The organism is Cyclobacterium sp., assembly GCF_014762705.1.
GTDB lineage: Bacteria > Bacteroidota > Bacteroidia > Cytophagales > Cyclobacteriaceae > Cyclobacterium.
In genome coordinates this window covers 1-19090 of record NZ_JABURL010000013.1, presented here as the reverse complement: position 1 = coordinate 19090, position 19090 = coordinate 1, and the positions used below count along the sequence as shown (strand labels likewise).

Below are 19090 nucleotides of genomic sequence, written 5' to 3'. Positions count from 1 at the left end.
AAAAGAATGGAATACATAAGATTTTAATCACAAAAAACGCATGCCCGAAAGGGATATTTAGTCGATTTTAATCCTTTTAAACAAATAACGGATCAAATTTTTTAATTTCGGTTTTGAAATTTTATATCACTACTATGAAGACAGTATTAAGGAGTTTTTTGATTGTCATTTGGGGGATGAGCCAGGTGGTCGAAGGATATGGGCAGGCGGATGTTTACCTTAGGGTCAATCAGTTGGGCTATTTGGCCAATGATGAAAAAGAAGCCCTGATTTTCAGCCATTCACCTGTTCGGGAGCCAGTGCAGCTCATTCGATCAGCTGATGATGAGGTCATCATGGCATTTAAACCAGAAAGAAGAAAAACAGCTAACTGGGGTAATTTTGATTTTTATTATACCCTCAATTTTACATCTTTCACCAGGCCGGGGGAATATTACCTGCAAACCAAAAAATCCCTCCGACAATCTGCTTCATTTAAAATTGGTCCGGAGGCTTATGCTCATCATCAGGAAACCTTACTGACTTTTATGCGGCAGCAACGCTGCGGATACAATCCCATTCTGGACATGGTCTGTCATGAAAAAGATGGGCGCAGTTTTTATGGTCCCATGCCTGACAGTACCTATGTGGACCTCAGTGGTGGCTGGCATGATGCCGGAGATCAGCTCAAATACCTGATCACCGGGAGTTATGCCACTGCCCATATGTTAATGGCTTTTGACTTGTACCCGGAAAAGTTTGCCGATGCCTACAATGCATTGGGGCAGGCCGGCAGCAATGGTATCCCGGATGTATTGGATGAAGCAAAGTGGGGCCTGGATTGGATCCATAAAATGCATGCTGGTCCTGATCTGCTTTTTCACCAGGTAGCAGACGACCGGGACCACAGGGGATTTAAAATACCCAACCAGGATAATTCAGATTATGGCTGGGGAGAAAACAGCTACCGGACAGCTTACCTGGCCACAGGAAAACCACAGGGACTGGGCAAATACAAGAGTCAGGCAACAGGTCTGGCCAACCTGGCAGGAAGGAGTGCTGCGGCCATGGCCCTTGCCGCCAGGATATGGGAGAAGCACCTGAATGATCCCTTATATGCTGCAAAATGCAGGAAAGCAGCCATTTCACTTTACAGGCTGGGTAGGGAGCACGAAGGATACCAGCAAGGAAATTCCTATGGAGCTCCCTACCGGTACAATGAAGAGACCTGGGCAGACGATATGGAATGGGGGGCAGCGGAGCTTTTCGCCTTAACCGGTGAAAACGCCTACCTGGAACAGGCCAAAGCTTATGCTTTAATGAGCAGCAACGAAGATGCATGGACCGTGAGAGATACGGCAGCCCATTATCAACTTTATCCGTTTATCAATATGGGTCATTTTGCCCTTCACCGCCATGTAGAGGCAGATTTTAAACAAATCCTTGAAGGATACTACCAGGCAGGAATCGATAATACGCTGAAAAGGGCCACCCAAAACCCCTTCCATATCGGAGTGCCCTTTATCTGGTGCTCCAATAACCTGCTCACCAGTCTGATCACGCAGGTAATCCTTTATGAAAAAATGAGTAGTGACAGCCAATACCATCATTTTTTGACTACCCAGCGGGACTGGTTGTTTGGCAGAAACCCATGGGGCACTTCCATGTTTACCGGAATGCCTGATAAGGGAGAGGCTCCCGATGATGTACATACCAGCGTTTATGTGATGCTGGGGCTCGAAATACAGGGAGGGCTGGTAGATGGCCCCATTTACCGGAGCATCCACGACAGCCTGCTTGGCCTCACTTTAAATGATCCGGATGAATTTGCCCATTTGCAAAACAATCATGTCGTGTACCAGGACGATGTAGGGGATTACAGTACCAATGAACCCACCATGGACGGTACAGCCGGTGCCATCTTGATGATGGCCCATTTCGGAAGAAAAGCCAGCCAGGCCGGGACAGCAAAAAAGCAGGATTGAAAGGGCTTTTAACGCCTTACCGCTTTTTCAGTGGTTCTGCTTGATTGACTCCCTGATAAAGGACAGCTGATGGTGGATATCCCTCCAGGAAAAGGGAAGTATGGCCTGAGAATGGGCAAGCGCATCCCTTAGCTTCCCGATATTCCTAATGGTGTCGTCATATTGTTGCCTGTTTGCCGCTGGAAGAAACCTTTTGTAGCGCTGCTTCTTGGAGAAGATGCTGCCCAGATCTGCCAATTGAAGGCATTGGATCAGGTCTATTTCTTCATTACGGGAAGTTTTAAGTTCAAAAAGTTCTCTCGCAGCCTGAATCCGCTTATGAGACAGGCTTTGTTCCCAATCTGGCACTTCCAGCTTTACCAAATCCCTGAGGTAGGTCTCCCAAACACTGATAAAACCAATCATGGCCAACCGCATTGGGATTTTATCCAGGTCACTTTGGGTAACAATATGGCTGATCTGCTTGCCCTCTCTCAGAAAAAACCTTCTTTGAAAAGCCAATTTGTCAAAAGCTTTTAGTAATGGGGTTTCTGCAGGCATGATATCAGCCTCATCCATAGGCGAAGGTTCATCGGATCCTTTGTCATATTTGAGCAATCCAAAAGGTGTACCAATGGCCGCAGTTTGAAAATTCCTTTTTTTCATTTCATCCTGATAATCATTCCTGGAAAAAACCATTAATTTTTCTCCAATGCTGATCACAGGAATGAAGGTATCAAACAGCCGGAATAGAATTTCGTGCTTGTTTTGAGTCATATCGATCCTTGGGGGAAAGTAATAAATGATTCTCTAATAAACCGGATCTGCTTCCTTAATGTAATAGGAATCGGTGAAAATAAAAATCAGGAACCCTATCAAACTTGATGGACCGATGCTTTGAAAAGTTGTGTCAAAGCTCAAAACAGGATTTTATGGTTTCCGGCCTGTAACAATTATATTTGTCGCTGAAATGTAAACTTTTAAAAATGCTTCAGGAAAATCAGCCGAAAATCAACTCAAATATCCTTGATTTGGCCAAAATTTTATGGGATTACCACCAACTCAACCATACCCTTCAGCCCTCGGATGCCATTTTTGTTTTGGGCAGTCATGATACCAGAGTGGCCGAAAGGGGGGCAGCATTGTGGTTGGAAGGCATGGCAAAGTACCTTATTTTATCCGGAGGTTTGGGCAACTTTACCCAAGGCATTTGGGATGAACCTGAAGCCGATAAGTTTGCCAGAATAGCCCTGGAGATGGGCGTGTCCGAAAAGGCGGTATTGGTAGAAAACCAATCCACCAACACGGGTGAGAACATCCGGTTTACCCAGCATCTCCTTGAAAAAAAAGGATTGGATTTCCGGCAGTTTATTGTCGTGCAAAAACCCTATATGGAAAGGCGATCCTATGCGACTTTCAAAAAGCATTGGCCGGAAAAAACCCTTTGGGTCACCAGCCCCCGGATTTCATTTGAAGCCTACCCCAACGAGGAGATATCCATGCCCATTGTGATCCAGTCCATGGTGGGTGATTTGCAAAGGATAAAAGAATACCCCAAAAAAGGCTTTCAGATCCATCAGGATATTCCGGATGAGGTATGGGCTGCTTTTGAGCAGTTGGTTGCCTTGGGCTTTGACCAGCACCTGATTGGATAAAGCTATTTTCCCAAGGCCTCCTTATACACCGATAAGGCCCTTTCTCTGGCCATTTTATGGTCTACCATGGGTTTTGGATAATCATCAGTGCCATATTCAGGCACCCATTTTTTGACATAATTTAGTTCTTTGTCAAATTTTTCCAACTGGGATTCGGGATTGAAAATACGGAAATAGGGCTGAGCATCCGTACCGGTACCGGCCGCCCATTGCCAGCCGCCATTGTTGGAAGACAATTCAAAATCCAGTAGCTTTTTGGCAAAGTAAGCTTCTCCCCAGCGCCAGTCTATCAAAAGATGCTTGGTCAAAAAACTGGCGGTAACCATCCTTACCCTGTTGTGCATATAGCCTGAATGGTTGAGTTCCCTCATCCCTGCATCCACCATGGGATAACCGGTTATGCCCCGGCACCATAGGTCAAATTCCTTTTCATTATTCCGCCAGGGTATCTGGTCATATTGGGATTTGAATGCCTTGTCCACCACCTGCGGATTATGGTACAGGATCATCATGTAGAATTCCCGCCAGATCAGTTCATTCAAATATACTTCATTTAGGCTTGCGGCTTCCAGAACCAGCTTTCGGATACTGATGGTGCCAAAGCGCAAATGGATACCCAGGCGGCTGGTTCCATCCAGAGAGGGGAAATTTCTGGTTTTATCGTATTTTTTAATCAGGGGTTTGTTGATGTCCAGGGGCGGAATTTTAATATCGCTTTTTTCAAAACCAATATCTTCGAGAGCAGGAAGAGGCAGCGGTTTTGTCTGGTAAAAGCTGTTCTTCCGCCCATCCAGGTTTACGGTTTCTATTTTTGCGGCCTTGAATTTTTTCAGCCAAACCCTGCTGTAAGGCGTGAACACCTTATAAAAGTCTCCCTTTTCTGTGGTAATTTCCTCCTTTTCATAGATGACCTGATCTTTGAAATCGTAAAAAGGGATGTTTTTCCCCTTCAGAAATGATTCCACCTCCCGGTCCCTTTTCCGGGCGTAAGGCTCATAGTCCCTGTTGGTATACACGTTTTTGATCTCGTATTCCCCGACAAGGGATTGGAAAACCTCCAGGGGACTGCCCTTCCTGACCAGCAGCGAACTGCTGTAGCTTTTGAGTGCTTCATGCAGTTTTTGGACCTGATCGTGAATAAACTGCACCCGGGCATCAGCCTTTTCTTCGAGTTTATCCAGGATTTCACTGTCAAAAATAAAAAGGGGCAAAACATTTTCCTCGTTTTCATAGGCATAGTACAGGCCCATGTTGTCCTCCAGTCTGAGGTCTCTTCTAAACCAAAAAAGGGTTATTTTTTCCATAGGGTATTAAGTGGCTTGGGCTGGTTATTGTTTATTTTTGGACTGGTTTTTCCTGCTCCAGTATCCGGATTCCAGATGGTTCTTCGATAGGGTCAGGCTTAAATAGCTCCGGGGCTACTTCGTCCAGGTTGATGTTAAAATCTCTGCGTAGATATTCGTCCGAATCATTCATTGGCAGTGATCGTTTCCGGCTGAAATTTTGAAAAAGTTCTTTCAAAGAGCTGAAAAGCAGGTTTTGGGATACTGAAACGCCATAGGTATTGGGTGCCCGGTTGTTGATATTCAAGGCAGTCAGGGTATTGAAATTGTTGCGGTTATACACCCGGACCCGGTACCTGCCGTCCTCGGTAAGCAGGTATTCGGCTTGCCAGTCTCCGGCAATGGTATTGAAGTCTGCATTTCCCTGCAAGTCCGTAAAACCTCCATCTCTGGTTACCCTAAGTCTGCCATCAAAAAAAGTGTAAGCAATGCTGAGCTGAAAGGTTTCCAGGGCAGTTTCGTCCAGTCCCAGCAAATCGAAATCTATTTCCAGGTTTTCATCTACCTGTGCGATCAGGTTGTTGAGTTGGGAGGAAATCAACTGGCTGAGATTGGAAAAGCCAATACCGGCCCCGCTAAACTGCCCTTCGGGCGAAAACCTCCGCAGCATGATCAGGGAAAATACCTGCCTGTTTTTTTCCTGTTCATCGTTGGCTATCCTGTTGCTGAAAGCTGAAATGGTGGTTTGAATTTCACTGTCTTCGGGAAATTCTGAAAAATCAAAATCAAAAGAAATATCGGGAGACAACAGAGGCCCATCCAGGTCCATGATTACTTCTACTGGAAAGCGGCGCTTCAATTGGTTGTTTTCAAACTGTCCATTGGTAGAATTGGCTTGCAGGGAGGCCAGGGAAACATTTTCCTGGTATACGGCCGAAATGTCCATTACCCCTTCATAGGGGTCGCCATACCAATTGATGGTTCCTCCGGGTTCAATCAGGAATTTTTTATTAATTACATTGTACAGCGAAAAATTGTACAGGGCATCCACTATTTCAAAATTGCCAACCATGTTGAAATTGCCCTGCGTGTCAATATTAAGGTTCAACACCCCCCTTCCCCTACCCTGAATGTTTTCTCCAGTTTTTGGATCAATTTGTATCTCCACATAGGCATCAGGTGTTATGTCCAGGTTCAGGTTCATCCTCAGGTTATTGATAGACAGCTTCTCCACTTCTTCTTCAAAATCTATGGTTTGGACCGTGTCTCTGACATTGATAATGTTGATAAAATCTTCCTGGGCCTGACCGTTGCTATCTCCTATGGGGATGTAAACCCTGGTATTGGGCTGGGAAGTGGCATTTGCTGTAAGGTCCAGGTTGTTGGCTGCACCAAAAACATTGATATCCCCGGTGGCATAGGCTGTGCCGAAAAACAAATCGTTATCGGCTGCGCTGGTGTTCATCACCTGAAAATTATTGATATTGGCCGAAAGGTCTAAAACCAGGTTGTCGAAATTGTCATGGGTGATTCCCCCCCTCAACCTTGCGGTATTGTTATTGATGTCCTTGAGTTCAAGCCCCCGGAAACTGATGTTATCGGGCTCGAAGATTACATTTCCATCTACCTTATAGGTGGTGTTCAGGTAGTTAAAGCGGAAGGTGGCATTTTCCAGTTTTCCCAAACCCTCCACAATGGGACGGGTGATGCTTCCCCTAATGCCCAGATTGCCGTTTAGGTTACCATCAATATTGCTAAGGTAGTTGGAAATAAAGGGTTCCAACACAGACAGGTTGGCATTTTCAAAGTTGGCATTGAGGGCCATGTCTTTATTTTCGGAGGCCAGATTTCCACTGATTTCGATTACTTTTTTCCCTTCCCGGAAATTTTCCAGGGAGAGATTGATGGCCTGGTCTGCAAAAAAAGCACTGGCGGTAATATCTCCGACCAGAAAATTGTTGATGCGGATGCCATCCACATTCAGCTTGCCATCCATGCCCTCTTTGTTCCAGCCTTCAGTCAGCCCAATCCTTCCATTGGCTATTCCTTCAAATTCCCTGTTGCCAAAAGAGTTCAAAAAATCCAGGTTCAATTCATGGATATTGATTTCCATCTGATCCCCGGGATCCAGATTGATTTTCCCATCTGCAGAAATATACTGGTTTTCATGAAAAATTTTCAAATTGTCAAACACCGTTTCACCGGCAGCTAGACTGATGCTGTTACCTGCCTCAAATTGCCAGTAATCCTCCAGCAATTTGATTTCCGAAGGGGAAAATTCAATGGTGGTATTGGCTCGGGAGAGATTGATGCCCGCGCCGATATCCAGGTAGCTTTCTGTAAGCAATTGATCCAGATAGAAAGAGACGTTCAGGCGGGACTGATCCCAAATGGTTTCCATGGATAAATTGTCGAAATTTAACCCGGAGGCCAGTTGAATCTCCCTGGACAGCACATAAAAAGAGGCCAGTACTTCAGCGCTGTTTTTGTATTTGGCGGTATTGAGGTCAATGTTATTGTCGATGAAATAATTGCCATTGTAAAAAATAGTATCAATACCTGTAAAGAAGTTAAATACGGTATTTTGATCCGTTTGGTAAAAGGCGCCTTCTACGGAGGTATTGCTTGAAATAAATAACCGGGGGTCAATAAGGTTCAGTATGGGGTTGGGATCCCTGAGGTCCAGGCTGATGTCAATCTCGTAAGGTTCACCATCCCCGGGGGAATTGGCTATTGGTCCGCTGTAGTCATTGGTAAGAATGGCATAATACTCCTCCCAAAGCTGTTCCAAATCCTGCCCCAGTTGCTGAACCTTAAAATTACCACTGATCCCGGCCACCAGCAAGTCGGAATTGAGGGAAATCACCCTGGAATCCTCCGTAAATAATGATTGGAAGAGAAAGTAGTCCAGAAAAAGGTCCCGTCCATCATAGCTGATCAGGATGTCCCGGAAGCGGGAAACGCCCTCTATATTGTCCCAATGTATGCCCTTGGTGTCCAATTCGAAATTTCCACTGAGGAAAATGTCTTTTTCCGTAAGATTGATATTGTTCAGAAAAGCCGTATCCAGCTTCATGACAAGGTTGGCGGAATCCTTGTTGTTTCTCAAGTCCAGGGTACCATCCACTTCCATCACCAGGTTGGGGTCTTTTATGGTAAGCTGCCCCTGAAACAAATCTTTGCCATAGGTGGCTTTGGTGTCTATATTTGTGTATTCGTACTGGTTGATACCTATTTTGCTGATATGGGCATCCAGAGCAATAAGTGCCTCATCCACCGTAAGCCCCGTACCTTTGATATCTCCCTTAAAACTTGCTTTTTGGAAGTTTTCAGATTCCTCAGTCAAAACTCCCAGGTCAAAGTTTTTGGCCTCAATTTGTCCCTCATAGGTAGGTATGTCATCTTTTTTGAGGTAATTCAGGTTTCCATTTAGGGACCCAATGGCCGTTCTGAACTCCCCCTTTGCCCTAAAATCAGTCAGATAACCATCAAAATCCGAGTCAAAGCGGATGATCCCGAATTTGTCTAATTCCTTCCTCGCTTCTGCGGAAATATAGGGATAAAGGTCCTCAGGCTGAAGGGTGGAGTTCATCAGCGATAGGTTGAAATATGTTTCTGCCACCTGAGGCAGGCCTTCAATATTGAATTTCCCAAACAAAGCACTTCTTTCCCCAAACCTGAGTAGCAGCTCTTCGGAAAAAATGGAGTTCACCTTTCCAATGATCTGTCCGCTGAGGTATAATCTGTCGTCTATGGGAGGGATATTCTCCGAAAAATAGCCCAGGTCCCGTACATCCAAAATCGCCTCATCCAGCTGGGCAAGCAAGTCCACCTTCCGGTTAAAATCCCTGAGATCGGCCACATTTTCATAATCAAACCTCAGGTAATCTTTTATCTCTGTTTCATTGGACTTGAGGAACAGGTATTTGAATTCCATCCCGGTACTGGAATAAGTAAAATCTGTCTGAAGTTGTTGAAAGACCATCCCCGAATTGCTCTCCACTCCTCTCATATATTTCAGGTCAAAAGCCACCGTATCCCTTCGGACGTAAAAATCAGTAGCATTGGCCACCATGTCCCTGAATTGTAAATTTGCATAGTCAAATTTCAGGTCGATATCAGGTAAGTTATAATCAATAATGTCCAGGGAAGTCTGCTCGAAAGAGATATTTGAAATGTTAAAGGTTGATGGACGGAGGGATTTTTCTTTGGGTTTAGGAAAAAAACTAGCCCTGAGCCTTTCCAAAAAAATAGAGATATTCAATCCCTGCCCATCTGTATGGGTCAGCAACCTTACGTTTCCACTTCTTAGGTTGATCACATCCAATCCGGGTTGATCCTTATCCAGCAAACCCTGTATCGAAAAGTCTATATAAACCTCATCCAGATCTATCATCAGGCTATCCTGAAGATCGTAAACGGTCACATCCCGGAGGCTGATGGCATCCCACCACCTGAGGTTAACGCGACCTATATCCGTTACATAACCGGTATTGCTTGAAATTCTATTGGTGATAAAGCCCGCCAGGTAAGTCTGAACTCCCGGGACCTGCAGTAAGAGGGTTAGGGCCAGCAGAAACATCAGCAGGTAACGCAGGATCACAAACAGCCTTTTCAGGGCATTCAGTAAAATTTCCTTAACTTTCGGTTTATTTTCCAACAGGCACCAGATGAGTTGTAATATATTAGCTATAGAATCCTCTTGTGATGAAACGTCAGCAGCAGTGATTTCTGATGGCAAAATACTTAATAATATTGTCGCCACGCAATCCGTACATGAGAAATATGGCGGGGTGGTACCTGAATTGGCCTCCAGAGCCCACCAACAGCACCTGATCCCGGTGGTTGCAGAGGCATTGAAATCATCGGGATTGGACAAAAGCTCCCTTTCTGCGGTGGCTTTCACCCGTGGACCAGGTTTGATGGGAGCCCTTTTGGTGGGTGGCTCCTTTGCCAAAGCCTTTGCCTATGCTTTGGACCTGCCATTGATAGAGGTAAACCACATGGAAGCCCATGTGCTGGCCCACTTTATTGATACGCCAAGTCCGGCATTTCCCTTTATCTGCCTTACGGTAAGTGGAGGGCATACACAATTGGTTCTGGTGAAAAGTCACCTGGACATGGAATTGTTGGGAGAAACGTCGGATGATGCCGTGGGAGAGGCATTCGATAAAATAGCCAAGATCCTTGGGCTTCCTTATCCGGGTGGGCCTCATCTGGACAAATTGGCTGCCAAAGGAAATCCGGAGGCCTTTACATTCCCGATTTCGGATATGAAGGGGCTGGCTTTTTCCTTTTCCGGAATTAAAACCGCCGTATTGTATTTTCTCAAGGATAATATCAAAGATGATCCTGACTTTATTGCCCATCACCTGGAAGACATCTGTGCATCGGTACAATATACCCTGATCAGGATGTTGATGCAAAAATTGGTCAGGGCTAGCCGGGAACTCGGGATCAGGGAAGTGGCCATTGCCGGAGGGGTTTCGGCCAACTCCGGCTTGAGAACTGCGTTAAAAGAGGCAGCAAAAAATCAGGGTTGGAACATATACCTGCCCAGGTTGGAATATTGCACGGACAATGCAGCCATGGTGGCCATGGCTGCACATTACAAATACCAGGCAGGTCAATTTTGTGGATTGGATATCAGCCCTTTGGCAAAAATGAAAATTGGAAATCATGGCAAAAAATAATAAGTTCGACAAGATCATTAATATCAGGAACAAAAAGGCAAGTTTTGAATTTGAGTTTCTGGACAAATTCAAATCCGGGATAGTACTTCGGGGTACGGAAATAAAATCCATACGCGAAGGGAAGGTTTCTCTTACGGAGGCCTATTGTTATTTTAAGGGAGATGAGTTGTTTATCAAGCAAATGCATATCGCTCCCTATACCCTTGCTGCCCATTATAACCATGACCCCGTGCGGGAGCGAAAGCTGCTGCTACAAAAGCAGGAATTGAAAAAACTTCAAAATAAGTTTTCCGAAAAAGGCCTTTCCATTGTTCCTGTGCGTATATTTATCAATGACCGGGGACTGGCTAAAATGGAAGTAGCCCTGGCCAAAGGCAAAAAAGTACATGATAAAAGGCGATCAATAAAGGAAAAAGATGCAAAACGGGACCTCCAACGAATGGCTTTCTGATCGGGCGTATGGTATTTGCAGGCTATCCTTGCTGAGCATCTACCGGGAACCTGTAGTAGGGTCAGGATTAACTTCCCAATTGCTTTTCGGGGAGCTGTACCAGGTGCTTCGCAAAACAAAAGACGGACAGTGGCTTTTTGTTGAAGGCGAGGCTCAGGCCGGTTCTGGCTGGATACTGGCTTCTCAGCACCATGACTTGACTGAAGGTTCCTATACTTTTTTTATGCAGTCTCCCTTGCACATAACTACTGCTACTCTCAGTAGGGTTATCTGGGAAAAATCCATCGTCTATTTACTTCCCGGAAGCCAGCTTCACGCCGGGAATCAGGAGATATTTGACTGGGAAGCTTCTTTTTCTTTCGAAGGCAGCAGCAGGCCATTTTCCAAAAAAGCCGGCAGAGATGAGTTGGTAGAGACTGCCAAAGGTTTTTTAAATGCCCCCTATCTGTCCGGGGGAAGGAGTATATTTGGCCTGTACGAAGGGAGTTGGCTGCATTTGATTTTTAAAATTTGTGGTTATATCGTTCCCAATTACCTTTCCCAGTTATTGACCGCTGGACGTGAGGTGGGATTATCAGGGATACAGGCAGGGGATGTCGTGATTTTCAGCAATGAACACAGAATTCCATCCCGGGCCGGTTTATACATAGGCCAGGGTCAAATGTTGGGAATCCATGGAAAGGTGAAATTCAGTCCTTTTGATCCCGAAAAATGGATAACAGCCGAAAACAAATCCAAACAGGTTCAGGTTCTTCATGTTAAAAATCTCATGGGATCATGAAGGAGTGGATGGAAAAAAAGGTGCTTGTGCTGAATTTGGATCATTCCCCTGTCGGCATCGTCAATGTGCAGAAGGCATTGGTACTTACTCTGCTGGAGAAAGCAGCTCCATTGGCCCATTTTGATTACCTGTCGATCAGGACGGTAGACAGAAATTTTGCTTACCCGGCAGTGATCCGCCTGCATGAGTACAAAAACATTCCTTATAAGGGTGTCATGTTAAACAGGAACAACCTGTACAAAAGGGATCAACATGCCTGCCAGTATTGTGGTGCCGATAAGAGTTTGACCCTGGATCATGTGGTACCCCGGTCCAAGGGAGGAAAGACAAGCTGGAAAAACCTGGTTACGGCATGCCACCGCTGCAATACCCTGAAGGGGGACAAAACCCCGGAGCAAGCAGGCATGAAATTGAAGGTTTTGCCCTTCAGGCCGACGCTTGCTTACTTTTTAGCCGAATATGCAGAAAGACATGCCGAAGAATGGCTGCCATTTTTAGCGGCCAAAACAGTGGGGTGAGCGGTCTGCTAATCCGGTAAAGAACTTGATTTTTTGTGGGTTAGGCATTTCTATTCCTAAAATATTTCGTAAATTTGCAGTCCGTTCGGGTGAACGGTTCTTCCTTAGGGAAGGTATTCTTCATAAAAACCTCAGCCAGACGACCCTAAGGCTGTTGAAAATCAGGGTTATATCATTTAATATGTCAAATCAAGAAGATTTTAACTGGGAAAAATTTGAAACCAAGGGTTTTGGAGAGGGCTATACCAAGGCTGAAAGGGCCGAAATGGAAAAGCTGTACGACAAGACGCTTACTGAGATCACCGAAAAGGAGGTCATTACCGGTACGGTAGTAGGCATCAACGACAAGGACGTGATCATTAACATTGGTTTCAAATCCGATGGATTGGTTCCCTTGAACGAGTTCCGTGATGTTGAGGACCTGAAAATCGGTGACGAGGTGGAGCTTTTCATAGAAGAGCAGGAAAACTCACTGGGTCAATTGGTGCTTTCCCGCAAAAAGGCCAAAATGGTCAAAGCCTGGCAGACCATTGAGGAAGCCCTGGAGCAAGACAATGTCATAGAAGGATTGGTGAAGAGAAGGACCAAAGGTGGTCTGATTGTAGATATTTATGGGGTAGAGGCATTCCTTCCGGGTTCGCAGATTGATGTGAAGCCTATCCGGGATTTCGATATCTATGTAGGTAAGAAAATGGAAGTGAAAGTGGTGAAAATCAACCACGCTAACGATAACGTGGTCGTTTCTCACAAAGTATTGATCGAGAAAGACCTGGAAAAACAAAAAGCCGAAATCCTGAACAACCTGGAAAAAGGTCAGGTATTGGAAGGTGTGATCAAGAACATGACCAATTTCGGTGTATTTATCGATTTGGGTGGTGTAGACGGACTTTTGCACATTACCGATATTTCCTGGGGCAGGATCAACCATCCCGAAGAAGTGCTTAACCTGGACGATAAGGTTCAGATTGTGGTATTGGATTTCGATGATGACAAGAAACGGATTTCTCTGGGCATGAAGCAGCTGACTGCTCACCCATGGGATTCACTTTCTGCCAGCCTTGAAGTGGGATCCAAAGTCAAAGGAAAAATTGTCAATGTGGCCGATTATGGCGCATTCCTTGAATTGGCTCCAGGCGTAGAGGGACTGATTCACGTATCGGAGATGTCCTGGTCTCAGCACCTGAGAAATCCTGCCGACTTTGTGAAAGTGGGCGACGAAATCGATGCAGTGGTATTGACCCTGGACAAAGACGAAAGGAAAATGTCTTTGGGCATCAAGCAACTGACCGAAGATCCATGGACCAAGTCCGAAATGGGTACCAAATATGCCATAGGCACCAAGCACAAGGGAATCGTCAGAAACCTGACCAACTTTGGCTTGTTCCTGGAACTGGAAGAGGGTATCGATGGTCTGGTACACGTATCCGACCTTTCCTGGACCAAAAAGATCAAGCATCCTTCCGAGTTTGTGAAAGTAGGCGACGAGCTGGATGTTATCGTCCTGGAACTGGATCTGGATAGCAGGAGACTGGCATTGGGCCACAAGCAATTGGAGGAAAACCCCTGGGATACCTTCGAAAGTGTATTCCCGATCGGATCTACGCACAAATGTTCTATCATTTCCAAAAATGACAAAGGAGCAGTATTGGAGCTTCCCTATGGTTTGGAGGGATTTGTTACCGCCAAAAACCTGGAGAAGGAAGACGGAACACAGGCTGAGGCAGGAGAAAGCCTTGATTTCAGGGTAATCGAATTTTCCAAAGAGGACAAGCGCATTGTGCTTTCGCACACAGCTACCTTCAAAGAGGAAGCCATGCCTAAAGCTGCTGCCAAGAAAACCGCAGCTCCAGGTACCAAAAAGAAAGCTTCCGGATCGGATAGCAGTGCCGGAGGAGAGAAGTCTACCTTAGGCGATTTGGATGCCTTGACGGCCCTGAAGGAAAAAATGGACCAGTCCAAAAAATAAAAGAAAATAGTTTTTACAATGAAAAGCGCTTTCCGGTTTCGGTTAGCGCTTTTTTTTTTGAACCATCTAAGGAGAATAAAAAATTATAAGGATGGGCTATTGCTGGGTTCAACAACTTATTAAATAGCTTGCATAAAGCAGGTGGGTCTGGGTAAAGTAGGCTAACATATCCTTGATTCCATAAACCGAAGCAATGCCGTCAGCTTTCGGTTACCATTCCGGAAGCATTTGGCTATAGGTTATGGTTGGGTAAAATAAATAGCCATATTAACAATGAAACTATAACCCTAAACAGGTAATTGCCACCTTAACCCCTAATTGAACCAATCCAAAGCCAGGAGGCCCATGATGCGGTACTTTTCCCCGAGCAGCGGTCGGTTCGAAAAGCGCCTTGATATATGACATTGGCGTTAAGCTAATTCGTTCGTTTATGCTTTAACCTCAATTGCATGGATAGTAAAAATACCCTCCAGGAGACGGAGCAGGCAACCGATCCCGGATCGGCAGAGGAGACGAGATGGCTGGTGATAGGCTAGTTGAAGCGATTTGCTTTTAAGTTCCTTTCCATTAAATACCGCTTTTATAGGTTCTGGTATTTTCCATTATTTTTTCTGCTTGCAAAATGTGCGCTTCTGCGTTCAATTTTCTGAAATTTCGTTTAAGAAGTAGATCCTGCTCTCTTTTTTATTGTACCTATACGGGTGCAATTTCTAGATAAAATAAAGAATTACACCCGAAAGGGTATAATAAATGAATGGGTGCTTTAATTTGTATCCGAAAGGGTAAATACCATACGAATGAATACCGTAAATCAATATACTGGGCAACCGTTAAGCCATTTTGTAAAAGAGAAGCGAAGGACACTAGGGCTTACCCAGCAGGAACTGGCAGAAAAAGCCGGAGTAGGCTTACGTTTTGTACGTGAATTAGAACGTGATAAACCTTCCCTGCAAAAGGATAAAGTTAACCAGGTACTGGTATTGTTTGGTTTTGAACTCGGTCCGGTGTCAATAAACCGCAATAAACTGATCCATGAGAAAGGCTAAAGTGTATATGTACGCCGATTGGGCAGAAATCCTGCAAGAAGATGAGGAAGGCTATCGTTTCCAATACAGGGATGTTTATCTGAAAAAAGGAAACTAATACGCAGGGATTTTGAAGCCGCTATGGGAAGGTTTGAAATCGATCAAAAAGCATTCGATAATATTTTCGAAAGATTCAAAAAAGCAATACCTAAATGGCATGGGTTTGTGGCAAAAAGCTTTCTTCCGGATGAAATGAAGGAAGCCTATCAAGTAATGATTGATAAAAAAGCCAAACAGATAGGAGTATTTCAGCCCATGCCTAAATCTGATTCGGAATACGGAATATTTTGACGGCAAACAGGTTGTGCCATCAGCTTCAAAAAATACTGAAAATCAGGACAATCCGATTTTGATTTATTCCGACCTACAATTCAGTACTAAAACCAATTGCCAATGAGCGCAAACTATTTGATCGTAAAACTCATCTTTTTTTGCTTCGTTCTGACCATTATTATAGGGTGTAATTCATCCGGTAAGGTTGGAAAACAAATGGTTTTCCCAACCGATTTAACTGTAATTGAGCCATGCGATTCGGTTAAATTTGATACCAGTTGGTTTGACAGTAAATACAAAGTAGCCGTGTATATGAATAAAGTCGGCCGTTCCATAACAACCCTTGACTGGCAACCGGCCATATCAAACAATAAGGTGGTCGCCTTCCTTTTCTATATCTCAGAAAAAGACCCTTCCAAATTGATCCGGCAATTGAAAGAAAACAATTTTTCGCACCCTGTAATTCACGACCCGAATAAAGAATTTTATAAAGCGAACGGTATCGGGGAGGTATCCTTTATTTCGTTTTTGCTAAAGGATGATCGCAAAATAGAAATGAGCAATTCCTCCTTCCCGAACTTTCAGGAGAGGCTTGAGGCATTGACCAGAAAATAATGGGTTGAGTGATGTATTATGCCTTATATCGTTAGAAATGATTCCTGAGGAATGGAGAATACATATCAGACTATTGACAGTCTCAAAAGAAAACAAAGGGAAGGATAAAAAATTTGACAAAATCACAGGAAATCTATTGGCATTTGTCGCAAAAATTGCGCTTTACCCTTACCTAGTCCTCAAATCCAGGAAAGAGCGACTTTGCTTCCCCTTTATTTAAGTCTACAAGCCATTCCTTACCCTTATAAAGCACCTTGGTTTTTCCTCCGCTCAGCGAAAGAATAGTTGCTTTTTTAAGGTCGCCATCTTCCCATTCCATACTTACCTCAAAATTCCCCCTTGCTTTCAGTCCGGTTACCTGGCCCGTAGCCCATGCTTCGGGTAGCGCTGGTAATAAGCGGATGATCTCTACTTCATGAGACTGTAAAAGCATTTCGGCGATACCTGCTGTAGCTCCAAAATTGCCCTCGATCTGGAAAATCTTTCCGAGCAAATCAAACATATTGGGAGCCAGTTGGGTGGCCATCATTTGGTGGATGTGATCCAGGGCCTCGTCTCCCTGCTGTAAACGCGCATAAAAATTAATAATCCATGCCCTGCTCCAGCCGGTTTGCCCCCCGCCACCATAAGCCAGTCTCTTTTCGATGGTTTTTTCGGCCGCCTTGAATAATTCGGGTGTTGCTGCAGTGATTTGATTGGAAGGGTATAAGGCATACAAGTGAGACATGTGCCGGTGGCCGGGCTCCGCCTCTTCATAGTCTTCGTACCATTCCTGCAAGGTGCCGTCTTCACCAACTTTAATGGGAGGTAATTTATCAGCGGCTTTTTTTATGGACACAGTCAATTGTTGTTCTCCCAGGATTTCCTCTGCTTCCAGGCAGGCGGTAAAGATGTCATTTATAATTTGGATGTCCATGCTGGCAGCCGTGGTATTTCTCGTTGGCTTGCCGGTAGTTGGATCAATATAGGCGTTCTCCGGTGAGTAGGAAGGGGACGTGACCAATTCACCTTTTTCATTCTCTTTCAGAAAGTCCAAAATAAATTGTGCTGCTCCTGCCAGGACCGGGTAGGCCGTTTCCTTTAAATAATCCTGATCCTGCGTAAATTCATAGTGCCTCCATAAGGACAGGGACATCCAGGCGCCTGCCAGGGGGTTGGAATAACCGTTGGTAACCTGAGATTCCTTGGTAGACCCGGATGGGGTGGCCCTGCCAAATGGATTAGACACATGATGGGCCATCCAACCGGAGGAACCGATGAAATTTTCTGCGGTAGTGCTACCGTTTTCCGCCAATTTTACCATAAAGTTGGACAGGGGAACAAAAGCCTCGGATAAATTGGTCAGATCAGCAGGCCAGTAGTTCATCTGTAGATTGATGTTCAGGTGAAAATCCGATTCCCAGGGGGCCCACATTTCCTTGTTCCAGATGCCCTGAAGGTTTGCAGGGAGAATGGCCCTGTTGACCGAACTTCCCATCAGGAGGTACCTTCCGTATTGAAAAAACAATTCCGTAATGTGGTTGTCATTCGTACCTTCTCGCACCTGCTCCAAACGTTTGTCTGTGGGAATGGTATCCTGAAGGGTACCTCCCAAGGAAAGTTTAACCCGGTTAAACATCTCGCTGTGCTCAGAAATATGCACCTGTTTAGCTGTTTCGTAAGTTGTTTCAGCAGCTCCTTTTAATAATTTCAACGCAGTGTCTTTAGCGTCAATGTTTCTGTCAAAGTTCAATTCAGCTAAATTATAATCCGTTGCCGCACTGAGAATAATCGTATATCCGGTGCTGTTTTTTATTTTGAGGGTGTTCTCCTGTCCGCTTATGCTTCCATTGTCCAGGGCTGCCGTTATTTGCGAGGCAAACTTCATGTGCAGTCCGGGTTCGCCCGAGCCTCCAGGATTGTCTTCGTAACCATCCGGATCGTCATATACCTGACCATCCACAAAAAGTATTTTTTCTTCCCCTATGCTTTGGACAATGTCTTTCTTCCGATCAAAACGGATGGCGCTGCTTACCGGCACCCCATCCAAACTCTCAAAGCGATAGAAGATAACATTGTGTTTGTTGGAAGAAAAAGCTTCCCTGACAAATCTTTTCCCCTCAATACTGTAGGTAGCGGTTACCAATCCCGTTTCCATATCCAGCGACCGGCGGTAATTTTCCGGCGTACCCTGGTGGTCAAAGGAAATGTGTAACTCACCTAGCGGTTCATAGGAACGTATAGAGGTAGGGGACACGGCCAAATGCTCCATCCCATAGTTCAGGGCTTCCTGGTATTTTCCTTCCAGGTTCAATCGTTGAAACTCAGCATAGTGCTTGCCCACTTCTTCGGGATAAGGATCTTCAGGCATGCCAGCCCACAGGCTTTCCTCATTGAGCTGAATTTGTTCCTGCTGCAGGCCTCCGTAAATCATGGCACCCAATCGCCCATTACCAATGGGCAGTGCTTCCAGCCACTCACTGCCTGGTGTAGTATACCAGAGTTCCATCCTATCGGAAGAATTGCTGTTATGTGTGGGTGCTTGACCTTCGCTAACAAGCGGAATAATGATTAGGAGTAGGGAAAGGAGTACCAGACGCATGTGGGCTAGGATTAGATCAAATGGCATAATACAAAAATATCCTGATTCCTTGTAGAAAAAACGGGCGTATTTCATAGCAATTTACCTAACCCACCTCTTCGAATCAGGCTTTACCAATGAATTCCAAGCTACCTGTCGAACAGGTACTGACAATTTGACCCTACAATGAATTTGGAACAAGTCTTGATTTAGCAGAATCTACAATAAGGCCTTTGTTGAACTAAAATTAAAAAATACAATGAAGAA

General features: G+C 44.9%; 14 protein-coding genes. 10 read left to right on the top strand and 4 right to left on the bottom strand.

Going from position 1 to position 19090, the window contains the following annotated elements; translation table 11 throughout:
- Window positions 1-134: 134 nt before the first annotated feature.
- Window positions 135-1964, top strand: coding sequence for a glycoside hydrolase family 9 protein (locus tag HUJ21_RS00935; protein WP_291366531.1), 1830 nt, complete (start codon window positions 135-137; stop codon window positions 1962-1964).
- A gap of 27 nt (window positions 1965-1991) precedes the next feature.
- Here the strand turns inward: HUJ21_RS00935 and HUJ21_RS00930 are convergent, their stop codons facing one another.
- On the bottom strand, window positions 1992-2720 hold the full coding sequence (locus HUJ21_RS00930) for a hypothetical protein (RefSeq protein WP_291366529.1): 729 nt from the start codon (window positions 2718-2720) through the stop codon (window positions 1992-1994).
- A 209-nt stretch (window positions 2721-2929) separates the two neighbouring features.
- On the opposite strand from HUJ21_RS00930, the gene HUJ21_RS00925 reads away from it, so the two are divergent.
- A complete protein-coding gene (locus HUJ21_RS00925) occupies window positions 2930-3598 on the top strand; it encodes a YdcF family protein (RefSeq protein WP_291366527.1) in 669 nt (222 codons plus the stop codon).
- 2 nt (window positions 3599-3600) lie between these two features.
- Here the strand turns inward: HUJ21_RS00925 and HUJ21_RS00920 are convergent, their stop codons facing one another.
- On the bottom strand, window positions 3601-4902 hold the full coding sequence (locus HUJ21_RS00920; protein ID WP_291366525.1) for a deoxyribodipyrimidine photo-lyase: 1302 nt from the start codon (window positions 4900-4902) through the stop codon (window positions 3601-3603).
- A gap of 31 nt (window positions 4903-4933) precedes the next feature.
- Window positions 4934-9541, bottom strand: coding sequence for a translocation/assembly module TamB domain-containing protein (locus HUJ21_RS00915; RefSeq protein WP_291366523.1), 4608 nt, complete (start codon window positions 9539-9541; stop codon window positions 4934-4936).
- 10 nt (window positions 9542-9551) lie between these two features.
- On the opposite strand from HUJ21_RS00915, the gene tsaD reads away from it, so the two are divergent.
- The 8 genes from tsaD to HUJ21_RS00875 all read left to right on the top strand — a co-directional run bounded on the left by tsaD (window position 9552) and on the right by HUJ21_RS00875 (window position 16263).
- The gene (gene tsaD / locus HUJ21_RS00910; RefSeq protein WP_291366521.1) at window positions 9552-10574 is read left to right on the top strand and encodes a tRNA (adenosine(37)-N6)-threonylcarbamoyltransferase complex transferase subunit TsaD; all 1023 of its coding nucleotides are present in this window, start codon (window positions 9552-9554) and stop codon (window positions 10572-10574) included.
- Window positions 10561-11025 (top strand): SsrA-binding protein, encoded by a 465-nt coding sequence (gene smpB / locus HUJ21_RS00905; RefSeq protein ID WP_291366519.1) that lies wholly within the window; start codon window positions 10561-10563, stop codon window positions 11023-11025. The genes tsaD and smpB overlap by 14 nt, the downstream gene beginning before the upstream one ends.
- Entirely contained in the window at window positions 10991-11806 is an 816-nt protein-coding gene (locus HUJ21_RS00900; protein WP_291366517.1) for an NlpC/P60 family protein, read from the top strand. The genes smpB and HUJ21_RS00900 overlap by 35 nt, the downstream gene beginning before the upstream one ends.
- An 8-nt stretch (window positions 11807-11814) precedes the next feature.
- The gene (locus HUJ21_RS00895) at window positions 11815-12324 is read left to right on the top strand and encodes an HNH endonuclease (RefSeq protein ID WP_291366715.1); all 510 of its coding nucleotides are present in this window, start codon (window positions 11815-11817) and stop codon (window positions 12322-12324) included.
- A gap of 181 nt (window positions 12325-12505) precedes the next feature.
- Entirely contained in the window at window positions 12506-14290 is a 1785-nt protein-coding gene (gene rpsA, locus HUJ21_RS00890) for a 30S ribosomal protein S1 (RefSeq protein WP_291366515.1), read from the top strand.
- 797 nt (window positions 14291-15087) lie between these two features.
- Entirely contained in the window at window positions 15088-15336 is a 249-nt protein-coding gene (locus HUJ21_RS00885; RefSeq protein WP_291366513.1) for a helix-turn-helix transcriptional regulator, read from the top strand.
- Window positions 15337-15456: 120 nt separating this feature from the next.
- A complete protein-coding gene (locus HUJ21_RS00880) occupies window positions 15457-15666 on the top strand; it encodes a hypothetical protein (protein WP_291366511.1) in 210 nt (69 codons plus the stop codon).
- 102 nt (window positions 15667-15768) lie between these two features.
- Window positions 15769-16263 (top strand): hypothetical protein, encoded by a 495-nt coding sequence (locus tag HUJ21_RS00875; RefSeq protein WP_291366509.1) that lies wholly within the window; start codon window positions 15769-15771, stop codon window positions 16261-16263.
- A gap of 172 nt (window positions 16264-16435) precedes the next feature.
- Here HUJ21_RS00875 and HUJ21_RS00870 read toward each other — a convergent pair whose 3' ends face one another.
- Window positions 16436-18844: a glycoside hydrolase family 95 protein gene (locus tag HUJ21_RS00870; RefSeq protein ID WP_291366507.1), complete on the bottom strand. Its 2409-nt coding sequence runs from the start codon at window positions 18842-18844 to the stop codon at window positions 16436-16438.
- Window positions 18845-19090: the final 246 nt, after the last annotated feature.